This is a genomic window from Billgrantia desiderata (assembly GCF_900108215.1).
GTDB lineage: Bacteria > Pseudomonadota > Gammaproteobacteria > Pseudomonadales > Halomonadaceae > Halomonas > Halomonas desiderata.
The window spans coordinates 182,559-200,589 of the sequence record NZ_FNVC01000004.1; the positions used below are offsets into that span (position 1 = coordinate 182,559).

Annotated in this window: 18 protein-coding genes; 11 read left to right on the forward strand and 7 right to left on the reverse strand. The window is 66.7% G+C overall.

Annotated elements, in window-relative coordinates:
• Window positions 1–66 precede the first annotated feature (66 nt).
• Window positions 67–1,068 carry a TRAP transporter substrate-binding protein DctP gene (gene dctP, locus C4S71_RS06140; RefSeq protein ID WP_103968555.1) on the reverse strand — a complete coding sequence of 334 codons (1,002 nt, stop codon included), beginning with the start codon at window positions 1,066–1,068 and terminating at the stop codon, window positions 67–69.
• A gap of 148 nt (window positions 1,069–1,216) precedes the next feature.
• Here dctP (C4S71_RS06140) and C4S71_RS06145 point away from each other — a divergent pair, with 148 nt between their 5' ends.
• The 5 genes from C4S71_RS06145 to kynU all read left to right on the forward strand — a co-directional run bounded on the left by C4S71_RS06145 (window position 1,217) and on the right by kynU (window position 6,516).
• Window positions 1,217–1,900 carry a GntR family transcriptional regulator gene (locus tag C4S71_RS06145; RefSeq protein ID WP_103968599.1) on the forward strand — a complete coding sequence of 228 codons (684 nt, stop codon included), beginning with the start codon at window positions 1,217–1,219 and terminating at the stop codon, window positions 1,898–1,900.
• Window positions 1,901–2,011: 111 nt separating this feature from the next.
• A complete protein-coding gene (locus C4S71_RS06150) occupies window positions 2,012–3,490 on the forward strand; it encodes a protein adenylyltransferase SelO (protein ID WP_103968556.1) in 1,479 nt (492 codons plus the stop codon).
• A gap of 192 nt (window positions 3,491–3,682) precedes the next feature.
• Window positions 3,683–4,555: a tryptophan 2,3-dioxygenase gene (kynA, locus tag C4S71_RS06160; RefSeq protein ID WP_086508296.1), complete on the forward strand. Its 873-nt coding sequence runs from the start codon at window positions 3,683–3,685 to the stop codon at window positions 4,553–4,555.
• On the forward strand, window positions 4,552–5,184 hold the full coding sequence (kynB, locus tag C4S71_RS06165; protein ID WP_103968557.1) for an arylformamidase: 633 nt from the start codon (window positions 4,552–4,554) through the stop codon (window positions 5,182–5,184). Before kynA ends, kynB begins: the two co-directional genes overlap by 4 nt.
• An 81-nt stretch (window positions 5,185–5,265) precedes the next feature.
• Window positions 5,266–6,516: a kynureninase gene (kynU, locus tag C4S71_RS06170; RefSeq protein WP_103968558.1), complete on the forward strand. Its 1,251-nt coding sequence runs from the start codon at window positions 5,266–5,268 to the stop codon at window positions 6,514–6,516.
• Between the two features lie 7 nt (window positions 6,517–6,523).
• Here kynU and C4S71_RS06175 read toward each other — a convergent pair whose 3' ends face one another.
• The 6 genes from C4S71_RS06175 to C4S71_RS06200 all read right to left on the reverse strand — a co-directional run bounded on the left by C4S71_RS06175 (window position 6,524) and on the right by C4S71_RS06200 (window position 12,515).
• Window positions 6,524–7,837: a TRAP transporter large permease gene (locus C4S71_RS06175; RefSeq protein ID WP_103968559.1), complete on the reverse strand. Its 1,314-nt coding sequence runs from the start codon at window positions 7,835–7,837 to the stop codon at window positions 6,524–6,526.
• Window positions 7,837–8,343, reverse strand: coding sequence for a TRAP transporter small permease (locus tag C4S71_RS06180; RefSeq protein ID WP_086508300.1), 507 nt, complete (start codon window positions 8,341–8,343; stop codon window positions 7,837–7,839). The genes C4S71_RS06175 and C4S71_RS06180 overlap by 1 nt, the downstream gene beginning before the upstream one ends.
• An 89-nt stretch (window positions 8,344–8,432) precedes the next feature.
• Entirely contained in the window at window positions 8,433–9,434 is a 1,002-nt protein-coding gene (dctP, locus tag C4S71_RS06185) for a TRAP transporter substrate-binding protein DctP (protein ID WP_103968560.1), read from the reverse strand.
• A gap of 68 nt (window positions 9,435–9,502) precedes the next feature.
• Complete coding sequence (leuD, locus tag C4S71_RS06190; RefSeq protein ID WP_103968561.1) at window positions 9,503–10,135, reverse strand: 3-isopropylmalate dehydratase small subunit; 633 nt, start codon at window positions 10,133–10,135, stop codon at window positions 9,503–9,505.
• A 13-nt stretch (window positions 10,136–10,148) separates the two neighbouring features.
• A complete protein-coding gene (gene leuC / locus C4S71_RS06195; protein ID WP_103968562.1) occupies window positions 10,149–11,546 on the reverse strand; it encodes a 3-isopropylmalate dehydratase large subunit in 1,398 nt (465 codons plus the stop codon).
• A gap of 156 nt (window positions 11,547–11,702) precedes the next feature.
• Window positions 11,703–12,515 (reverse strand): GntR family transcriptional regulator, encoded by an 813-nt coding sequence (locus tag C4S71_RS06200; protein WP_103968563.1) that lies wholly within the window; start codon window positions 12,513–12,515, stop codon window positions 11,703–11,705.
• A gap of 154 nt (window positions 12,516–12,669) precedes the next feature.
• Here C4S71_RS06200 and C4S71_RS06205 point away from each other — a divergent pair, with 154 nt between their 5' ends.
• The 6 genes from C4S71_RS06205 to C4S71_RS06230 are packed head-to-tail and all read left to right on the forward strand — an operon-like array spanning window position 12,670 to window position 18,024.
• Complete coding sequence (locus C4S71_RS06205; RefSeq protein WP_103968564.1) at window positions 12,670–13,056, forward strand: nuclear transport factor 2 family protein; 387 nt, start codon at window positions 12,670–12,672, stop codon at window positions 13,054–13,056.
• A gap of 55 nt (window positions 13,057–13,111) precedes the next feature.
• Entirely contained in the window at window positions 13,112–13,987 is an 876-nt protein-coding gene (locus C4S71_RS06210; protein WP_103968565.1) for an isocitrate lyase/PEP mutase family protein, read from the forward strand.
• A gap of 31 nt (window positions 13,988–14,018) precedes the next feature.
• Window positions 14,019–14,693 carry an isochorismatase family protein gene (locus C4S71_RS06215; protein ID WP_086508307.1) on the forward strand — a complete coding sequence of 225 codons (675 nt, stop codon included), beginning with the start codon at window positions 14,019–14,021 and terminating at the stop codon, window positions 14,691–14,693.
• 17 nt (window positions 14,694–14,710) lie between these two features.
• Window positions 14,711–15,661: a polysaccharide deacetylase family protein gene (locus C4S71_RS06220; protein ID WP_103968566.1), complete on the forward strand. Its 951-nt coding sequence runs from the start codon at window positions 14,711–14,713 to the stop codon at window positions 15,659–15,661.
• A 3-nt stretch (window positions 15,662–15,664) separates the two neighbouring features.
• On the forward strand, window positions 15,665–16,600 hold the full coding sequence (locus tag C4S71_RS06225; protein ID WP_103968567.1) for a polysaccharide deacetylase family protein: 936 nt from the start codon (window positions 15,665–15,667) through the stop codon (window positions 16,598–16,600).
• 11 nt (window positions 16,601–16,611) lie between these two features.
• Entirely contained in the window at window positions 16,612–18,024 is a 1,413-nt protein-coding gene (locus C4S71_RS06230; protein WP_103968568.1) for an FAD-dependent oxidoreductase, read from the forward strand.
• The last annotated feature ends 7 nt before the right edge of the window (window positions 18,025–18,031 follow it).

Genomic DNA, 18,031 nt, shown 5'->3' on the forward strand with positions numbered 1-18,031 from the left:
CCTCCCGAGGTTCGAAACGGGGGCCACCCGTGACGGGTGGCCCGGCTCACTGGGAAGGGCTGGACGTCAATCGACGGCGAGGGCCGCGTCGATGATGGCCTGGCCGTTGGGCACGTTTTCGGCAAAGTTCTTGTAGGAGGTCTCTCGGGCGATCTCGAGCCAGGCGTTGTAGTCCTCCTCGCTCATGCGCACCACCTCGATGCCGTTCTCCTCATAGACCCTCACCATTTCCTGATCGATGGCGGCGGCCTCGGCGGCGAAGAACTCCTCGGCGGCCTTGCCGGCTTCCATCAAAGCGGCTTGCTGTTCCTCGTTGAGGCGCTGCCATACCTGCTCCGAGATGAGAATCGGCTCGTACATGAACCACAGGGCGAAATCGCCCGGTTCGGTCAGGCACTCCACCTGTTCGTAGAGACGGAATGAGATGAACGACATCGACGAGGTGTTGGCGGCATCCAGCACGCCGGTCTGCATGGCGGTGTAGACCTCCGAGGAGGGCATCGAGGCGATGGAGGCGCCGGCGGCCTGCAGCATCTGCTCGAAGGCCGGACCGGCGGCGCGGATGTTCTGGCCGCGCACGGTATCGGGAGAGGTGATGCACTGCTCGCTGGAGGCGAAGCCGCCGGCCAGCCAGCTGTCGGCCAGCACTCGGGCGCCGTTGTCCATGATCACCTGTTTGATCATGTCCATGTACTCGGACTCGTTGAGGCGCGCGGCGTGCTCGTGATTGCGCACCAGGCCCGGCATCAGGGTGGCGGAAAACTCCGGATGACGGCCACTGGCGTAGTCCAGCGGCAGCAGGGTCATGTCCAGACGGCCGCGTACCAGCGCACCCCACTGCTCGTTGGCACGGAACAGCGACTGGCCGGGGTAGACCTGTATCTCGAGTCCGACATCGGCTTCGGCGATCTGCCGGGCCATCATCTGCACCATTTCATCGCGGACATCGCCTTGGCCACCGGGGAACTGGTGCGAGGCGCGCAGTACGGTGTTGGCGGCGGCGACACTGCTGAAGGCGAGGGCCAGGCCGAGCGTCACGGCCAGAGTGGCTAGGGTGTGGCGTTGCATTGGGCGTCTCCTTGGGTTGTTGTTGTACTGAGTAATTTATATCCATCAGGCGTGCTGATGTATACTTCAATAGACGTTACGTATACTCATGTCAAATCCGTTACAGTAAAAAGACCCACTCTTGAATGCCGCGACCGAGGAGGTGGCCATGACCAGCACCAAGCGCTCCAATGCACAGCGCCTGCGCGATTCGCTGGAGAACGACATCATCAACGGCCGCCGGCTGCCTGGCGAAAGGCTGGACCCGGAGGCGTTGGGGCGGGAGTTCAACGTCTCCCGTACCCCGGTGCGTGAAGCGATCCAGCAGCTCGTGGCCAGTGGACTGGTGACGGTCTCGCCCAAGAAGGGCACCTTCGTGGCCAAGGTGGGCATCGATCAGCTGATCGAGATGTTCGAGGTCATGGCGGAGCTGGAGGCCATGTGCGGGCGGCTGGCGGCGCGGCGCATCAGCGATGCGGAGCTCGCCGAGCTGCGTGATGCGCTGGAGCGCTGCGAGGCGGCCGCCCGGGCCGGAGACACCGACGAGTACTACTACGAGAACGAGGCCTTCCACGACTGCATCTACCGGGCCAGCCACAACACCTTTCTGCTCGGTGAGGCGCGTCAGCTCAAGCAGCGGCTCAAGCCCTACCGTCGCCTGCAGCTTAAGGTTCGCCAGCGCATGCACAGCTCCCTGAGCGAGCATCGGGACGTGGTGGCAGCCATCGAGGCGGGCGACCCGGTGGCGGCGGAGCATGCCTTGCGCAATCACGTGCTGATCCAGGGTGAGCGCTTCAGCGACTTCGTGGCCAGCATTCGCGAGTTCGAGCGGCCGGTTTCCGCTACCGGCTAGTCGTTTGTCACGAGTCGCTCGTGACCAGCCCCTTGTAAGGGGGTGCAACGGCGCTCGATTTTCGCCGCCCCCGCGCCTACAGTGAGCGGCAGGAAGATTGCTGGAGTTGCCATGTTTCCCCCGTTCACTCTGCATTATGCCCGCCTGCCGGAACGCTTCTACGCCCACGTCGAGCCGGTGCCCGTGCGTGAGCCTCACCTGGTGGCCTTCAATCGGCCGCTGGCCGAGGCGCTGGGCTTCGAGCTTTCCGCCTTCGATGCCGAAGAGGCGGCGGTGTGGTTCTCCGGCAACGTGGTGCCGCGTGGTGCCGAACCGCTGGCCCAGGCCTATGCCGGGCATCAGTTCGGCGGCTTCGTGCCGCAGTTGGGCGACGGCCGTGCGGTGCTGCTGGGCGAGGTGACCGACCGCGACGGCCGGCTGCGCGACATTCAGCTCAAGGGCGCGGGGCGCACGCCGTTCTCCCGCGGCGGCGACGGCCGCTCGCCCCTGGGGCCGGTGCTGCGCGAGTATCTGGTCAGCGAGGCGATGCACGCCATGGGCATCCACACTACCCGGGCGCTGGCTGCGGTGACCACCGGCGAGCGGGTCATGCGCGGCATTCCCGAGCCCGGGGCCATTCTCACCCGGGTCGCCTCCAGCCATATCCGCGTCGGCACCTTCCAATACTTTGCCGCCCGCGGCGATATCGAAGGCGTACGTGAGCTGGCCGGGCACGTCATCGAGCGCCACTATCCGGCGCTTGAGTCACGCCAGGGCGGCGAGCGCTATCTGGGCCTGCTGGAAGCGGTACAGGCGCGCCAGGCGGCGCTGATCGCCAAGTGGATGGGCGTGGGCTTCATCCACGGCGTGATGAACACCGACAACACCTCGGTTTCCGGCGAGACCATCGACTACGGCCCCTGCGCCTTCATGGAGCAGTACGACCCGAAAATGGTGTTCAGCTCCATCGACGAAGGCGGGCGCTATGCCTACTCCAACCAGCCGTGGATCGCCCAGTGGAACCTGGCGCGGCTGGCCGAGACCCTGCTGCCGCTGATCGACGACGACAGCGAGCGCGCGGTGGAGCGGGCCACCGAGCTGCTGCAGCGCTTCCCGGAGCAGTACGAGCGCGAGTGGCTGGCGGTAATGCGCGCCAAGCTCGGCCTGGCCAGCGAGAAGCCCGGTGACAAGGCACTGATCGAGGCGCTGTTGGCGGGCATGCACCGTGGCCGCGCCGACTTCACCCTGACCTTCCGCCGGTTGGCGAATGTTGCCGAGAGCGCTACGGCGGAAGCCGCGCTGGTCGAGCTGTTCGAACGCCCCGAGGAGATTGCCGGCTGGCTGGAGGAGTGGCGCGAGCGTCTCGCCCAGGAAGAGCAGGGCGAGAGCGAACGGGCGCAGCGCATGCGTCGGGCCAACCCGGCCTTCATACCACGCAATCACCGCGTGCAGCAGGCGCTGACCGCGGCCATGGACGAAAACGACTACGGCCCCTTCGAGACCCTGCTCGAGATCATTACCCACCCCTTCGACGACCAGCCCGGGCGCGAGGAGTACATGCGGCCGGCCGAGCCCACCGAGCGGGTGTTCCGCACCTTCTGCGGGACCTGAGGCTGCGCCTGATTCGCCTTCTCAGCGGCATGCGATGACGGTATGCAGTGTATGCGCCAGGGCTCCTGCCGCCGAGCCCTCGGCTTCGCCCTGGCGCATGACCCGATACCAGTTCAGGTAGAACACCTGGTCGGTCAGTGGCTGTGGTTGTAACTTCGTAAACTGACGGAAAGACGACGAAGGAGGGCGACCATGGCCAAGCGGAAGGAAGGGCAGGCACGCAGCGCCAGTGTGGATCTCTCGCAGGAGGGGGTGCACTGGGACCAGCCGATGAGCTATGGCGACTACCTGCAGCTGGAGCCGCTGCTCTCGGCCCAGCGGCCGGGTACCGCGGAGCATGACGAGATGCTGTTCATCGTCATCCATCAGGTCTCGGAGCTGTGGCTCAAGCAGTGTCTGCACGAGGCCCACGCCGCCGCAGCGCACATCGCATCCGACCGCTTGCGCCCGGCGTTCAAGATGCTCACCCGGGTGGCGCGGATCCAGGCGCAGATGATCAATGCCTGGGAGGTGCTGGTGACCATGACCCCCGCGGACTACGCGCGCTTTCGCGACAGCCTCGGCCAGAGTTCGGGCTTCCAGTCGTTCCAGTATCGCGAGCTGGAGTTCCTGCTCGGCAACAAGAATGCGGCGATGATCGAGGTGCACCGTCGCCATCCCGAGCGCTACCGGCGCCTCAGCGAGGTGCTCCACGCCCCGAGCCTGTACGACATCAGCCTGCAGCTGCTGGCGCGGCGCGGCTTTGCACTGCCCGATTCGGTCGTCGCGCGGGACTGGTCCGAGCCCTATCGGCCCTGCGACGAGGTGGAGCAGGCCTGGGCGGACATCTACCGCGATACCGGCCGCTACTGGGAGCTCTACGAGTTGGCCGAAAAGCTCGTCGATACCGAGTACCACTTCCACCAGTGGCGCTTCAGCCACCTCAAGACGGTGGAGCGCATCATCGGACAGAAGCCCGGCACCGGTGGCACCGGCGGGGCTTCGTATCTCGCCAAGGCGCTGGATCTGCAGTTCTTCCCCGAGCTGTGGTCGGTGCGCACCACGCTGGAGGAGGGCGCCTCATGAGCCGGCTCCATGACATTTCCCAGCCGCTGCGCGCCGACATGCCGGTGTGGCCTGGCGATACCCCGTTTGCCCATGAGCCGACCTGGGTGCTCGACGGGCAGTGCCCGGTCAACGTCTCGCGCCTCACGCTCTCGACCCACACCGGCACCCATGCCGATGCGCCGAGCCACTACGCGGCCGATGGCCAAGCCATCGACGAGGTGGAACTCACCCCCTATTTGGGCCCCTGCGTGGTGCTGGACATGCGCCATGCCGGGCCGAGGGTCGAGCCCGAACATCTGTTGCCCGTGCTGCCGTCGCACGTCGAGCGGGTGCTGCTGCGCACCTGGGGGCACTTTCCCCATGAGCGCTGGCGCAGCGACTTCACCACCATCGCGCCGGAGAGCATCGACCTGCTGGCCGAGCGCGGCGCGCGGCTGATCGGCGTGGACACTCCTTCGCTCGATCCCGAGGTGGATAGCCGTCTGCTGGCGCACCATCGGGTGCGGCATCACGGCATGGCGATTCTCGAAGGGCTGGTGCTGGACGCGGTATCGCCGGGCCACTACGAGCTGGTTGCCCTGCCGCTGAAGCTGGCTGGGGCCGACGCCTCGCCGGTGCGGGCCCTGCTTCGCGAGTTGGATGGATAGCTGCGCGAACTGGCCCGATGACGGCGCGAGCTGACCCGATCCCGACTCATCCCTACCACCATCTCCTTGCCGGAGCCGAGCATGCCCCTGACTCTCGATGACGTCCGCGAGCTGGACCGCCAGGACCCGCTGGCCACCTTCAGAAACCGATTCGCGCTGCCGGAAGGCACGATCTACCTCGACGGTAACTCCCTGGGAGCTCAGCCCCGCGCTGCCGTGGCTGCCGTCGACGGCCTGATGAGCCAGTGGCGCGACTCGCTGATCCAGGGCTGGAACCAGGGCTGGTTCGATGCGCCGGAGCGGCTCGGCGACCGGCTGGCGCCGCTGCTGGGAGCCGAGCCGGGAGAGGTGCTGGTAACCGATACCATCACCCACAATATCTTCAAGCTGCTGGGCTATATCACCGAAGGGCAAAAGGGCACCGAAGGGCAGGGCCGGGGGCGGCCGGTGATCCTCAGCGAAGGCGGCAACTTTCCCACCGATGGCTACATCGCCCAGGGCTTCTGCCGCTTCGGCGGCTTCGAGCATCGGGTGGTGCCGGAGGGCGAGGCGCTGGATGCCTATCTCGACGAGCGGGTGGCGGCGGTGGTGCTCAGCCATGTGCACTACCGCACCGGGCGCCTGCGCGACATGGCGGCGATCACCCGCCAGGTGCATGCCAGCGGCGCCGAGGTGGTCTGGGACCTGGCCCACTCGGCCGGCGCGCTGCTCGTCGACCTCGCCGCCTGCGACGTGCGTTACGCGGTGGGCTGCACCTACAAGTACCTCAACGGCGGCCCCGGGGCGCCGGCCTTTCTCTACGTGCGCCGCGACTGTCAGGCGCAGGCATGGCAGCCGCTGTCGGGCTGGCTGGGTCATGCGGCACCGTTCGCCTTCGAGGCCGATTATGCCCCCGCGCCGGGCATCTCGCGCTTTCGTACCGGCACCCACTCGCCGCTGGCCTTTGCGGCGCTGGAAGCGTCGCTGGCGCTGTGGCAGGAGGTGGACCTCGCCCAGCTGCGGCGCAAGAGCCAGCGCTTGATCGAGCTGTTTCGCGAGTCGTTGAGCGGCTGCCTGGAGGAACACGGCATCAGTGACATCACCCCAGACGAGGCGCAGCGCGGCAGTCAGGTGGGGTTGGTGGAAAGAGAACACGGCTATGCCATCGTCCAGGCGCTGATCGAGCGCGGCGTGATCGGCGACTACCGCGAACCGGGGCTGATGCGCTTCGGCTTCGCGCCGCTCTATCTGAGCCATGAGGACGTCTGGCAGGCGGCGCAGCATCTGCGTGAGGTGCTGAGCGCAGGCGAGCATCTCGCCCCGCGCTTTCAGCAGCGTGGGGCGGTGACCTGAGAAGGGCTCAGTTGATCATCCCAGGCAGCCAGGTGGCGATGCTGGGGAACACCACCAGAATGGCCACCAGCAGCATCGAGCAGAGGATGTAGGGAATCGCCGCGGAATAGATCTCGCGCATGGTGGTGCCCTTGGGCGCCACGCCCTTCATCACGAACAGCAACAGCCCCAGCGGCGGCGTGGAGAAGCTGATCTCGAGTGCCAGCAGCATGATGATGCCGAACCAGATGGGGTCGAAGCCGAGCACCTGGGCCAGCGGGAAGAAGAACGGCACCGTGAGCATCATGATCGAGATCTGCTCCATGAAGGTACCGAGCACCAGCAGCACGGCGAATATCGCCAGCAGCATCAGGATCGGTGCCAGATCGAAGCTGGTGGCCCACTGGATCAGCCCGCTGGAGGCGCCGGAGAACGCCAGCAGCTGACTGAAGGTGGCCGAGCCGAACACGATCAGGTAGGCCATCAGGGTGACCTTGAGCGCGCCGATGACCGAGAGCTTGAACGCCTCCCAGGTCATGCAGCGGAAGATCAGCGCCAGCACGATGGCGCCCAGGGCGCCGAAGGCCGCCGCCTCGGAGGGGGTGGCGAAGCCCAGCAGCATCAGCGCGACGATGAAGATCATCACGCTGATCATCGGCAGGATGTCGGTGAGCACCAGCTTGAGCTTCTGGCCCAGCGGCACCGGCTCCAGCTCGTAGTTGGGCGCCGCGTCCGGATCGAGCCGGGTCTGGATCCAGATGGTGCCGATGTAGAGCCCCGCCAGCAGCAGGCCGGGCAGGATGCCGGCGATCAGCAGCGCGCCGATGTCGACCTTGGCCAGGGTGGCCAGCAGCACCGCCAGCGCCGAGGGGGGAATGATGATGGCCAGCCCCCCGGTGCCCAGGATCGGGCCGATGGCCATGCGCTTCTGGTAGCCGCGGCGCTCCATCTCCGGCACCAGCAGCGAGCCCATCAGCGCGGTGGAACCCATCGACGAGCCGCTCAAGGTCGAGAAGCCGGTGCCGCCCACCACGGTGACGTAGGAGAGCCGGCCGGGCACCTTGCCCATCAGCTGGTCGATGGCGTTGAACATGCGCATGCCCAGGCCGGTGCGGAAGAACAGCTCACCCATCAGCAGGAACAGTGGAATGGGTACCAGATTGAAGCTGGAGAGGGCGCCGAAGCCATTGTTGAGCAGCTGGATGAGACCGTTCTGACCGCCCATGAAATGCCAGGCGCCGATGACGTTGGCGGCGAGGAAGGCCAGGGCGATCGGCGTGCCGATGGCCATGAAGCCGAGAATCAGGGACAGCAGAAAGGCCAGGGCCAGATACCATTCCATTATTCCTTGATCCCCGCTTCGCCGCTGTGAAGGATGTCGCGCCCGACCACGAAGCGGGCGAATTCGATGGCCATCATGGTGAAGCACACCGGGTAGGCCACGGTGAGGATCCATTTCGGCACGAAGAAGGCGCGCACGTCATAGTCGTTGCGCGCCAGATTCATCGACACCAGGTCGTAGCCCTTCCACGCCAGCACCACGCATACCGCCACGCACAGCAGAGCCACCAGGCGGCTCAGCACCTGCAGCGCCAGCGGTGGCAGGATCGAAGTGAGTAGCTCGATGTGCACGTGGCCCTTGTGGCGCACCAGCCAGGGCGCGCCCAGCAGGGTCAGGTAGAACATGGCGTATTCGGTGGAGAGGAAGAACCACGCCGAGGGCTGCAACCCCAGGTTGCGGATCACCACCGAGAGCACGATGGCGACCATCAGCCACACCAGCATGATGGCGGCGGCGAGGGCCATGCCGTTGAGCAACAGCAGATAGACACGACTGGCGTAACGCATAAGCCACCCCGGGCGCGATGAAAAGGGGAAAGGGACCGACGAGAACGAACCGCAGCAGCGGGCCGGCCGCGACGGCCGGCCCGTTCGCCTTACAGGTCGTTGAACTTCTCGATCAGCTCATCGTAGTGCGTGAGCCCCATGGGGTGGCGCTCCATCTGGCGGCGCATGCGCTCCCAGGTGGCTTCGCGGGCGGCCTCGGAGAAGCGCTCGCCGGCCTCGCCCTCCAGGCGGAAGACCTGCATGCCGTCGGCCTCCAGCTCGGCCTGCTGCTCCTCGGCCAGCACCTCGAAGCGTTCGGCACTGGCACGCTCGTGCTCGATGGCCACTTCCTGCAGGATCTCGCGGGCTTCCTCGCTCAGGCCGTTCCAGCTATCCAGGTTGATGATCACGCCCATGTCGGTGGAGAAGAAATCGGGATCGATGCGGTAGTTGAGGAAGCGGTCCCAGTTGAGGTCCTTGAGGCCGATCTGGGTCCAGCCGGTGGCGTTGACCACGTTGCGCTCCAGCGCCGAGTAGACGTCGGTGGTGGGCAGGCTGATCGGCTGGGCGCCGAGGTAGTCCTGGAAGAAGGCGTCGTACACCGGGTTGCTGCGCAGGGTCATGCCGGAGACGCTGAGGTTGCCCTCGCTGTCCAGGCGTGGCTCGTTGATGGTGTAGAGGTTGTAGCTCACCCCGCTGTCGAACCAGCCCAGATAGTAGACTCCCATCTTCTCCTGGTGGATCTGGTTGAGCAGGTCGATGCCGCCGTTCTCACGGGCATAGATGGCGTTGGTGTTGGAGGCCACCATGGCGTCGCGCTCGGGCACGGTGCCGGCATAGAAGCTGGCCGCGGTGTAGGCCATGTCGACCACCCCGTTGCGCACCGCGTCGGGCTGCTCGGAGAGACCGATCACCTCGGGGCCGCCGCGTACAGTGATCTGCACCACGCCTTCGCCACGCTCGTTCACCTTGTCGACGAACTCGAGGAAGCTCTGGGTGTAGATCAGCGATGGCGGGAAGGCGTGGACGGCGGTGATGCGCTCCACGGCCAGGGCCTGGCCGGAAGCGACCAGGGCGGCGAGGCCCAGGGAGGCGATGAGAGGCTTGTTCATAGTTGTTCTCCTTTGATCATCTGCAGCGTTGGTGGTCTTGTCATTGGCCCTTGGGCCGGTATTCAGCGTCAGCCCCGTGTGATCAGCGGTGGCGGTCCGGCATCGAGCCAGGGCCGTTGGCTGGCATAGCGAGTGGCGAAGCGGGCGATGGTTGCGGCGTGCTGACGAGTCATGTCGATGTCGTCCCAGCCGTTGAGCAGCTTGGTGCGCCAGGTCGGTGCGATGGTGAAGGCGACGCTCAGCTCGCCGATGGCGATGCGCTGCGCCTCCAGGTCGACGCGCAGTGGGCCGGGTGACTCGCCGAGTGCGGCGAGCAGTGCCTCGGCGTCCGCCTCGCTGACCGTGGCCGGCAACAGCCCGTTGTTGACCGCATTGGAGGCGAAGATGTCGCCGAAGCTGGGCGCGATCACGCAGTGAAAGCCGAAGTCCACCAGCGCGTAGACGGCGGCCTCCCGCGACGAGCCGGCGCCGAAATTGCGCCGTGCCACCAGGGTCTTCGCCTCATCCGCCTGCGGGTGGTTGAGGATGAAACCCGCCACCGGCCGGCCGTTTTCGTCGTGGCGCAGGTCATGCAGCAGGAAGCGTCCGTAGCCGACGCTGCGCGGCTCCTTCATGAAGCGCGCCGGAATCAGCTGGTCGGTGTCCACGTTGGCCAGCGGCAGCGGGCAGGCCGGGGCGTCGATGATCTTGATCGGTTCCATCATTCGGCTCCTGTCACAGCTCGCGCACGTCGGCCAGGCGGCCGGCCACGGCTGCCGCGGCGACCATGGCCGGGGACATCAGGTGGGTTCTGGCTCCCGGCCCCTGGCGGCCCTTGAAGTTGCGATTGGTGGTAGAGGCGCAGCGCTCGCCGGGCGGCACCAGATCGCCGTTCATCCCCACACACATGGAGCAGCCGGACTCACGCCACTCCAGCCCCGCCTCGCGGAACACGGCATCCAGCCCTTCGGCCTCGGCCTGGCGCTTCACCTGGGTGGAGCCGGGCGAGACGATGCCCGGCACCTTGCTGCGCCGCCCACGCAGTACCGCGGCGGCGGCGCGCAGATCCTCCAGGCGCGCGTTGGTGCAGGAGCCGATGAAGACCCGGTCGATGACGATGTCGGTCAGCTTCTGGCCGGCGGCGAGGCCCATGTAGTCGAGGCTGTCGCGCAGCTGACGCGCCTTGCCGGCATCGCGCTGGTCGGCCGGGTCGGGTACGCGGGCGTCGATGGGCAGCGCCTCTTCCGGCGAGACGCCCCAGGTCACGGTGGGGGCGATCTCGGCGGCGGCGAGCCTCTCTTCGCGGTCGAAGCGGGCGCCGTCATCGCTCTTCAGCGTCTGCCAGTAGGCCAAAGCCTGCTCCCATTGCGCTCCCCGGGGGGCGAAGGGACGCCCGCGCAGGTAGTCGAAGGTGGTCGCATCGGGGGCGATCATGCCGCAGCGGGCGCCGCCCTCGATGGAGAGGTTGCACAGCGTCAGGCGCGCTTCCATCGACAGGCTGCGGATGGCGCTGCCGGCGTATTCGATGGCGTAGCCCCGGGCGCCGTCGGCGCCCAGGCGGGCGATCCAGGTCAGCGCGATGTCCTTGGCGCTGATGCCTGGCGCCAGTTCGCCTTCGACGGTGAGGCGCATCTTCTTGGGGCGGCTCTGCCACAGGGTCTGGGTCGCCAGCACGTGGGCCACTTCCGAGGCGCCGATACCGAAGGCGATGCTGCCGAAGGCGCCGTGAGTGGAGGTGTGGCTGTCGCCGCACACCATCAGCAGCCCCGGCTGGGTCAGGCCCTGCTCGGGGCCCAGCACGTGCACGATGCCCTGGCGCGGGTCGTCGAGACCGAACAGGGTGATGCCATGGCGGCGGGTATTGTCGGCCAGCTGCTCGATCATGCCGCGCACCTTGGCGTCGCCGATGGCATCGAGTCGGCGGGTCAGGGTCGGCACGTAGTGGTCGGCGATACCGAAGGTCAGGTCGGGGCGTGCCACCGACAGCTCGCGTTCGTGCAGCTTGTTGAAGGCATGGAAGGAGCCTTCGTGCACGAAATGGCGGTCGATCCACAGCAGGCTCTGGCCGCTTTCTCCGCGCAGAATCTCGTGGGCGTCCCACACCTTGTCGAACAGCGTCGTTGGCATTGTCATGTCGGTCGCTTCAACGGGGTTGCGTCATTCTGGTGTCGACTCTCTTCAATACAACCAGCTCCAAATACATCTATCCCAGACAGATATCACAGGTCAAATGTATTTTTATCTGTGATTTAAATGTATTAAAAACAGCACATTTGGTTCGCGTCACGCTCACGTCTGCTGCTCGGTTTCCGCCTGCCGGGGCTCCGGCGCCATGGGTTCCCAGTAGCGCGCCGCTTCGTCGCCGGTGCGGTTGAGATCGATCTGGATGCGGTAACGGTCGGGGCGGTAGAGCGCGTCGAGATGCTCCACGCCGCGTCCCTCCTCGTCGTAAACCACGCGAGTCAGCGAGATCAGCGGCGAGCCCACCGAGACGTCCAGCGCCTCGGCCACCTCGTGAGTGGCCAGGGTGGCCGAGATGGTCTGGGCGGCATGGTCGACCTTCACGCCGCTGCGTTCGAGCAGGGCGAACAGCGGGGTCTGCGACAGGTCGGCCTCGTTGTAATGCAGGGCGATGTACTCCGGCACGTGGGTCACCAGGTAGGAGAACGGCTTGCCGTCGGCCAGGCGCACGCGAATCGAGCGCTGCACCTTGTCGCCCTCGTGCAGCCCCAGGCTCTCGCGCACCGGCTCGGGAGGTCTGACGTAGCAGAACTCCAGCAGGCGTACCCGCGAGGCCTTGCTCATCTTGACCATGTTGGGCAGCAGGTTGGCGACGCTGGCGGTCATCACCGTGGCGTCCAGCGGCTGCTCCAGCACCACGGTGCCGAGCCCCGGCTTGCGCGCCACCAACCCTGCCTCGTTGAGTGCCTGCATGGCACGCCTGACCGTGACCCGCGACACGCCGTACTGCTCGGCCAGCTTCAGCTCGCCGGGCAGCTTGCGCCCCGGTGCCAGCCGGCCGCTGAGAATGGCGTCCTTGAGCAGCAGATAGATGCGATGGGACTTGGTACCCCCCACGGAATTCGCATGCGTATCGTTCATGTTGCGGTCCTTGTGCGTTGTTGTCGGTCGTGATGAAGCGCTTGACGCGAGGTGTTGGGTGGACATAGAAATGTATTATGCATAGGACAGCTTTGTGTTCCATGCAATTCGAAGAATAGCGCCAAACAACGACAAAGGCTTGCCTGGAGACCCTATGCCTGCCGACATGCCTGCCGCGGCCCCGGAGCGGATCGTGCGCGACTTTCTCGCCGCCCTGGAGGCGCGTGACCTCGAACGCGCCGAAACCCTGCTCGACGAGACGTTCACCATGGTCTTTCCCGGTAGCGGGGTGATGCATCGACTCGATGAGCTGGTGGCCTGGGCCGCCGGCCGTTATCGCTTCGTGCGCAAGCGCATCGCCGCGGTGGAAACCTGCGATGGCGATGCCTTCACCGCCGTGTTCTGCCATGGCGAGCTCGACGGCGAATGGCCCGATGGCACCCCCTTTGCCGGGGTGCGCTTCATCGACCGCTTCGAGCTACGCCACGGCCGGATAGTGCGACAGCAGGTCTGGAACGACCTGGCGCTGGCACGTCCCTGATCGGGGACGTCGTTCCCCTTACCCGACTTCCGACCATGCGAGGAATTCACCCGTCATGATTCTTGATGCCAGCGACCTCAAGGCCAGACTGCACGCTCCCGAGATCGTCGTAGCACCTGGCGTCTACGACGCCCTGAGCGCCTCGCTCGCCGCCGAGGCCGGCTTCGATACCGTCTACCTCTCAGGGGCCAGCATCGCCTACACCCAGCTCGGTCGACCCGATATCGGCCTGGTCAGCGTCAGCGAGGTCAACGACGTGATGTCGCACATCCGCGAGCGCACCGAGCTCTCCGTGGTGGTCGATTGCGACACCGGCTTCGGCAACGCCATGAACGTGATGCGCAGCGTGCGCATGCTGGAGCGTGCCGGGGCCAACGCCATTCAGCTCGAGGACCAGACCTACCCGAAGCGCTGCGGCCACCTGCGCGGCAAGACGCTGGTGCCGGAAGGCGAGATGGTGGGCAAGCTCAAGGCCGCGCTGGATGCCCGCGCCAGCGACACGACCCTGATCATCGGCCGCACCGACGCGGTGGCGGTGGAGGGCACGGCCCGGGCCATCGAGCGCGCTCACGCCTACCGCGAGGCCGGGGTCGACATGCTGTTCATCGAGGGCATTCGCAGCGACGATGACATCGCCAGCATCATGGCCGAATTCCGCGGCCGGATCCCGATCATGGCCAACATGGTGGAGGGGGGCGACACGCCGCTGCAGAACGCCCGGGCGCTGCAGGAGCAGGGCTTCTCGCTGGTGATCTTCCCCGGCGCCCTGGTACGCGCCTTCACCCACATGGCGAGCCAGTTCTTTGCCACCCTGCGCCGCGATGGCACCACCGACGCCTTCCGCGAGCGCATGCTCGACTTCGGCCAGCTCAACGAGGTGCTCGGTACGCGCAAGATGCTCGAGCTGGGCGAGAAGTACGACGCCCGTTGATCACAAGGACAAAGACACAGGAGTAGAGCGCATGATCACGACCGACAAGACCGCCAAGGAGATCTTCTTCGAGGTGATGGCCAATCCACAGCGCGTGCCGTTCGGCTTCGGCAACAAGGCGGTGCTGATCAACGTCGACCCGCAGAAGGCCTACACCCGCACCGATCTCTACACCACCGCCTACGAGACCGACCCCAATCAGCTCGACTACGTGAACCAGCTGGCGCGCGGCTTCCGCAAGCTCGGCTGGCCGGTGGTGTGGACCCACGTGGCCTTCCTCGACTCCGCCGAGGATGCCGGCGTGTGGGGCACGCGCACCGACACCCCCGACTCGCTGCAGAACATCAAATACGGCTCCGACCGCGCCGCCTTCGACGAGCGGGTCGAGATCGAGCCAGGCGATGTGGTCTATACCAAGCGTATGCCCTCGGCCTTCTTCGAGACGCCGCTGCAGTCGCTGCTGGTGTGGCACCAGGTCGACACCGTGATCGTCACCGGCGGCTCCACCTCGGGCTGCATTCGCGCCACCGCGGTGGACAGCCTGTCGCGGGGCTATCGCACCATCGTGCCGATGGAGTGCGTGGCCGACAAGCACGAGAGCTACCACTACGCCAACCTCACCGACCTGCACCTGAAGTACGCCGACGTGATGAACGTGGCCGACGTGCTGGCCTGGCTCGAGGCGCGCGCGAGCGACAAGGCCTGAGCGGCGAGGAGGCGGTGATGAAAGAGACGCTGGATGCCTACGACTACTGGCCCTACGAGAACCGGCCCAAGATCGCCTGGCCGAACGGGGCGCGGGTGGCCTTCTGGGTGGCGCCCAACATCGAGTACTACGAGCTCGACCCGCCGGCCAACCCGCAGCGCAAGCCGTGGCCCACGCCGCACCCTTCGGTGCCGGGCTTCAGCATTCGCGACTACGGCAACCGGGTGGGGCACGAGCGCCAGATGGCGCTGCTCGACAAGTACGGCATTCGCGGCTCGGTGTCGCTCTCGGTGGCACTCTGCGAGCACCACCCCGAGATCGTCGCCATGTGCCGCGAGCGCGACTGGGAGTTCTTCAGCCACGGCATCTACAACACCCGCTACACCTACGGCATGAGCGAGGCCCAGGAACGGGAGATGATCCGCGACGGCATCGAGACGATCCATCGCCACACCGGGCAGAAGTGCGCCGGCTACCTGGCGCCGGCGCTGTCCCACTCGGAGCACACCCTCGACCTGTTCGCCGAGGTGGGCCAGGAGCTGTTCGGCGAGGAGGGCGGCATCTACACCTGCGATCTGTTCCACGACGACCAGCCCACGCCGATCCGGCTGCGCTCGGGGCGGCGCTTCATCTCCATGCCCTACTCGCTGGAGATGAACGACACCATCGTCTACGCGGTGAACAAGGTGGAGCCGCGCCATTACCTGACCATGCTCAAGCGCCACTTCGACCGGCTCTACGCCGAGGGCGCCGAGTCGGGCACAGTGATGTGCATCCCCACCCACAACTATCAGATCAGCTGTCCGCACCGCATCAAGGCCTTCGAGGAGGCGCTGGAGTACATCACCGGCCATAGCGACGTGTGGGTCGCCACCGGCCGTGAGATCGCCCGGCACTATCTCGCCCACCACTACGACGACGCCCTGCGCGACATCGATGCCAAGGCCGCCATGGCCGGGAGGAGCTGAGAGATGTCCCTCGAACCCGAATACCTGCACTACCCCTGGCGACGCCACGGCTACGATCACGAGCGCTATGCCTGGTCGATGCTGGGCGAGCGCCCGCCGCTCCAGTGGCCCGGCGGTAAGCCGCTGGCGGTGTGGATCAACGTCTCGCTGCAGTTCTACCCGCTCAATCAGCGCGGCGTGCCGTTCAAGGTGCCCAACGGCATGACCATGCCCTATCCGGACCTGCGCCACTACTCGCTGCGCGACTACGGCAACCGGGTCGGCATCTACCGCATGCTGGCGGCCTTCGAGCAGCGCGGCATTCGTCCCACCTGGGCGATCAACGCCCAGCTCGCCGAGCAGCAGCCCTACCTGTTGCATCGCTTGAAAGCCTACGGCGGCGAGTTCCTGTGCCACGGCTGGAACATGGATCACCTGCACTACGGCGGCCAGGATCGCGACGAGGAGGCCGAGATCGTGCGCCGCTCGGTGACGACGCTGCGCGAGCTGACCGGGCAACCCGTTCGCGGCTGGTTGAGTCCGGCCAAGCACCAGAGCTGGAACACCCCGGAGCTGCTGGCCGAGAACGGCATCGAGTACTGCGCCGACTGGGTCAACGACGATCTGCCCTACGCCTTCGCCACCGAACGCGGCGAGCTGACCATGCTGCCGCTCTCCACCGAGATCGAAGACCAGTTCGTGATGTGCCAGAACCTGCACTCGGAGGACAGCTGGGTGGCTCAGGTGACGGACGCCTTCGACTTCCTGCTGCAGGAGGGGCGTGAGCAGGGCGGACGGCTGCTGGCACTCAACCTTCACCCCTGGCTCGTCGGCCAGCCGCATCGCATCGGCTGCCTGGAGGCGGTGCTCGATCACATCTCCGGCCATGCCGAGGTGTGGCAGGCACCGGCGGGCGAGATTCTCGACGCCTACCGGGCCCAGGCCGGCGGCAACCACTGAGGAGTAACGTCATGCCTATCGTCGCCTTTGGCAGCGGAGAAGCGTTCGAGGCGCACGTGCCGCTGGTGATCGTCGGGGCGGGCGCCTGCGGGCTGGTGGCGGCGCTGGCCGCCAAGGAGTACGGCACGGATTCGGTGGTGCTGGAGCGCGATGCCTTGCCGCGGGGCAGCACCTCCATGTCTCAGGGTTTCATCCCGGCGGCGGGCACGCGCTTTCAGGAGCGGCGCGGGGTGACGGACAGCCCGGCGCTGATGGCCGAGGACATCCAGCGCAAGAACGGCCACCAGGCGGACCCGGCCATCGTGCGGGCGCTGACCGAGGCCTCGGCCGGGGTGGTCGAGTGGCTGGCCGACGCCCACGGCGTGCCCTTCGATCTGGTCGAGGGCTTCCTCTATCCCGGGCACAGCCGCATGCGCATGCATGCCACCCCACGGCGCATCGGGGAGGAGCTGATGGGCAGCCTGCTCAATGCCGTGGCGACGGCGGGCATCGACCTGCTCACCGAAGCCCGGGTGGTCGACCTGCATGTGAGCGACACCGGCCGGGTGCATGGCGTGACCCTCGAACGCCCCGACGGCAGCCGCGAAGCCATCGGCTGCGATGCCCTGATCCTTGCCTGCAACGGCTACGGCGGCAACCCCGAGCTGGTGGCGCGCCACCTGCCGGCATTGAAGGATGCGCTCTATTTCGGCCACGAGGGTAACCAGGGCGACGCCCTGCTGTGGGGCGAGGCGATGGGCGCGAGCCTCAAGGATCTGGGCGCCTGCCAGGGCCACGGCTCGCTGGCGATGCCGCACCAGACCCTGATCACCTGGGCGGTGATGATGCGCGGCGGAGTGCAGCTCAACCGCGAGGGCCGGCGCTTCTCCAACGAGCACGGCGGCTACTCGGAGCAGGCGGCCAAGGTGCTGGCTCAGCCGGGCGGCATGGCCTGGAACCTGTTCGACCGGCGCATCCATCAGGCGGCGCTGGAGTTCGAAGACTACCGCAACGCCCATATCGCCGGGGCCGTACGCACCTTCGACAGCCTGGAAGCCATGGCGGCAGGGCTGGAGCTGCCGCTGGAGGCACTGCGCGAGACCTTCGCCGAGATGCAGGCCCTGGCCGAGAGCGGTGGGGCCGATGCCTTCGGTCGTACCTTCAGCGCCGAGGACCTGCTGGTGGCGCCCTTCCATGCGATCAAGGTGACCGGCGCGCTGTTCCACACCCAGGGCGGGCTAGAAGTGGACGCCCGGGCGCGGGTGCTGCGCCAGGACGGCGGCGCCTTCGCCAACCTGTTTGCCGCCGGTGGTGCGGCGCGCGGGGTGTCCGGCTCGGGCGACAGCGGTTATCTCTCCGGCAACGGCCTGCTCAGCGCCGTGGTGCTGGGCGCCATCGCCGGGCGCGAGGCCGCCCGTCAGCTCAGCTGCGACTCGGCCGCGTAAACCTCGC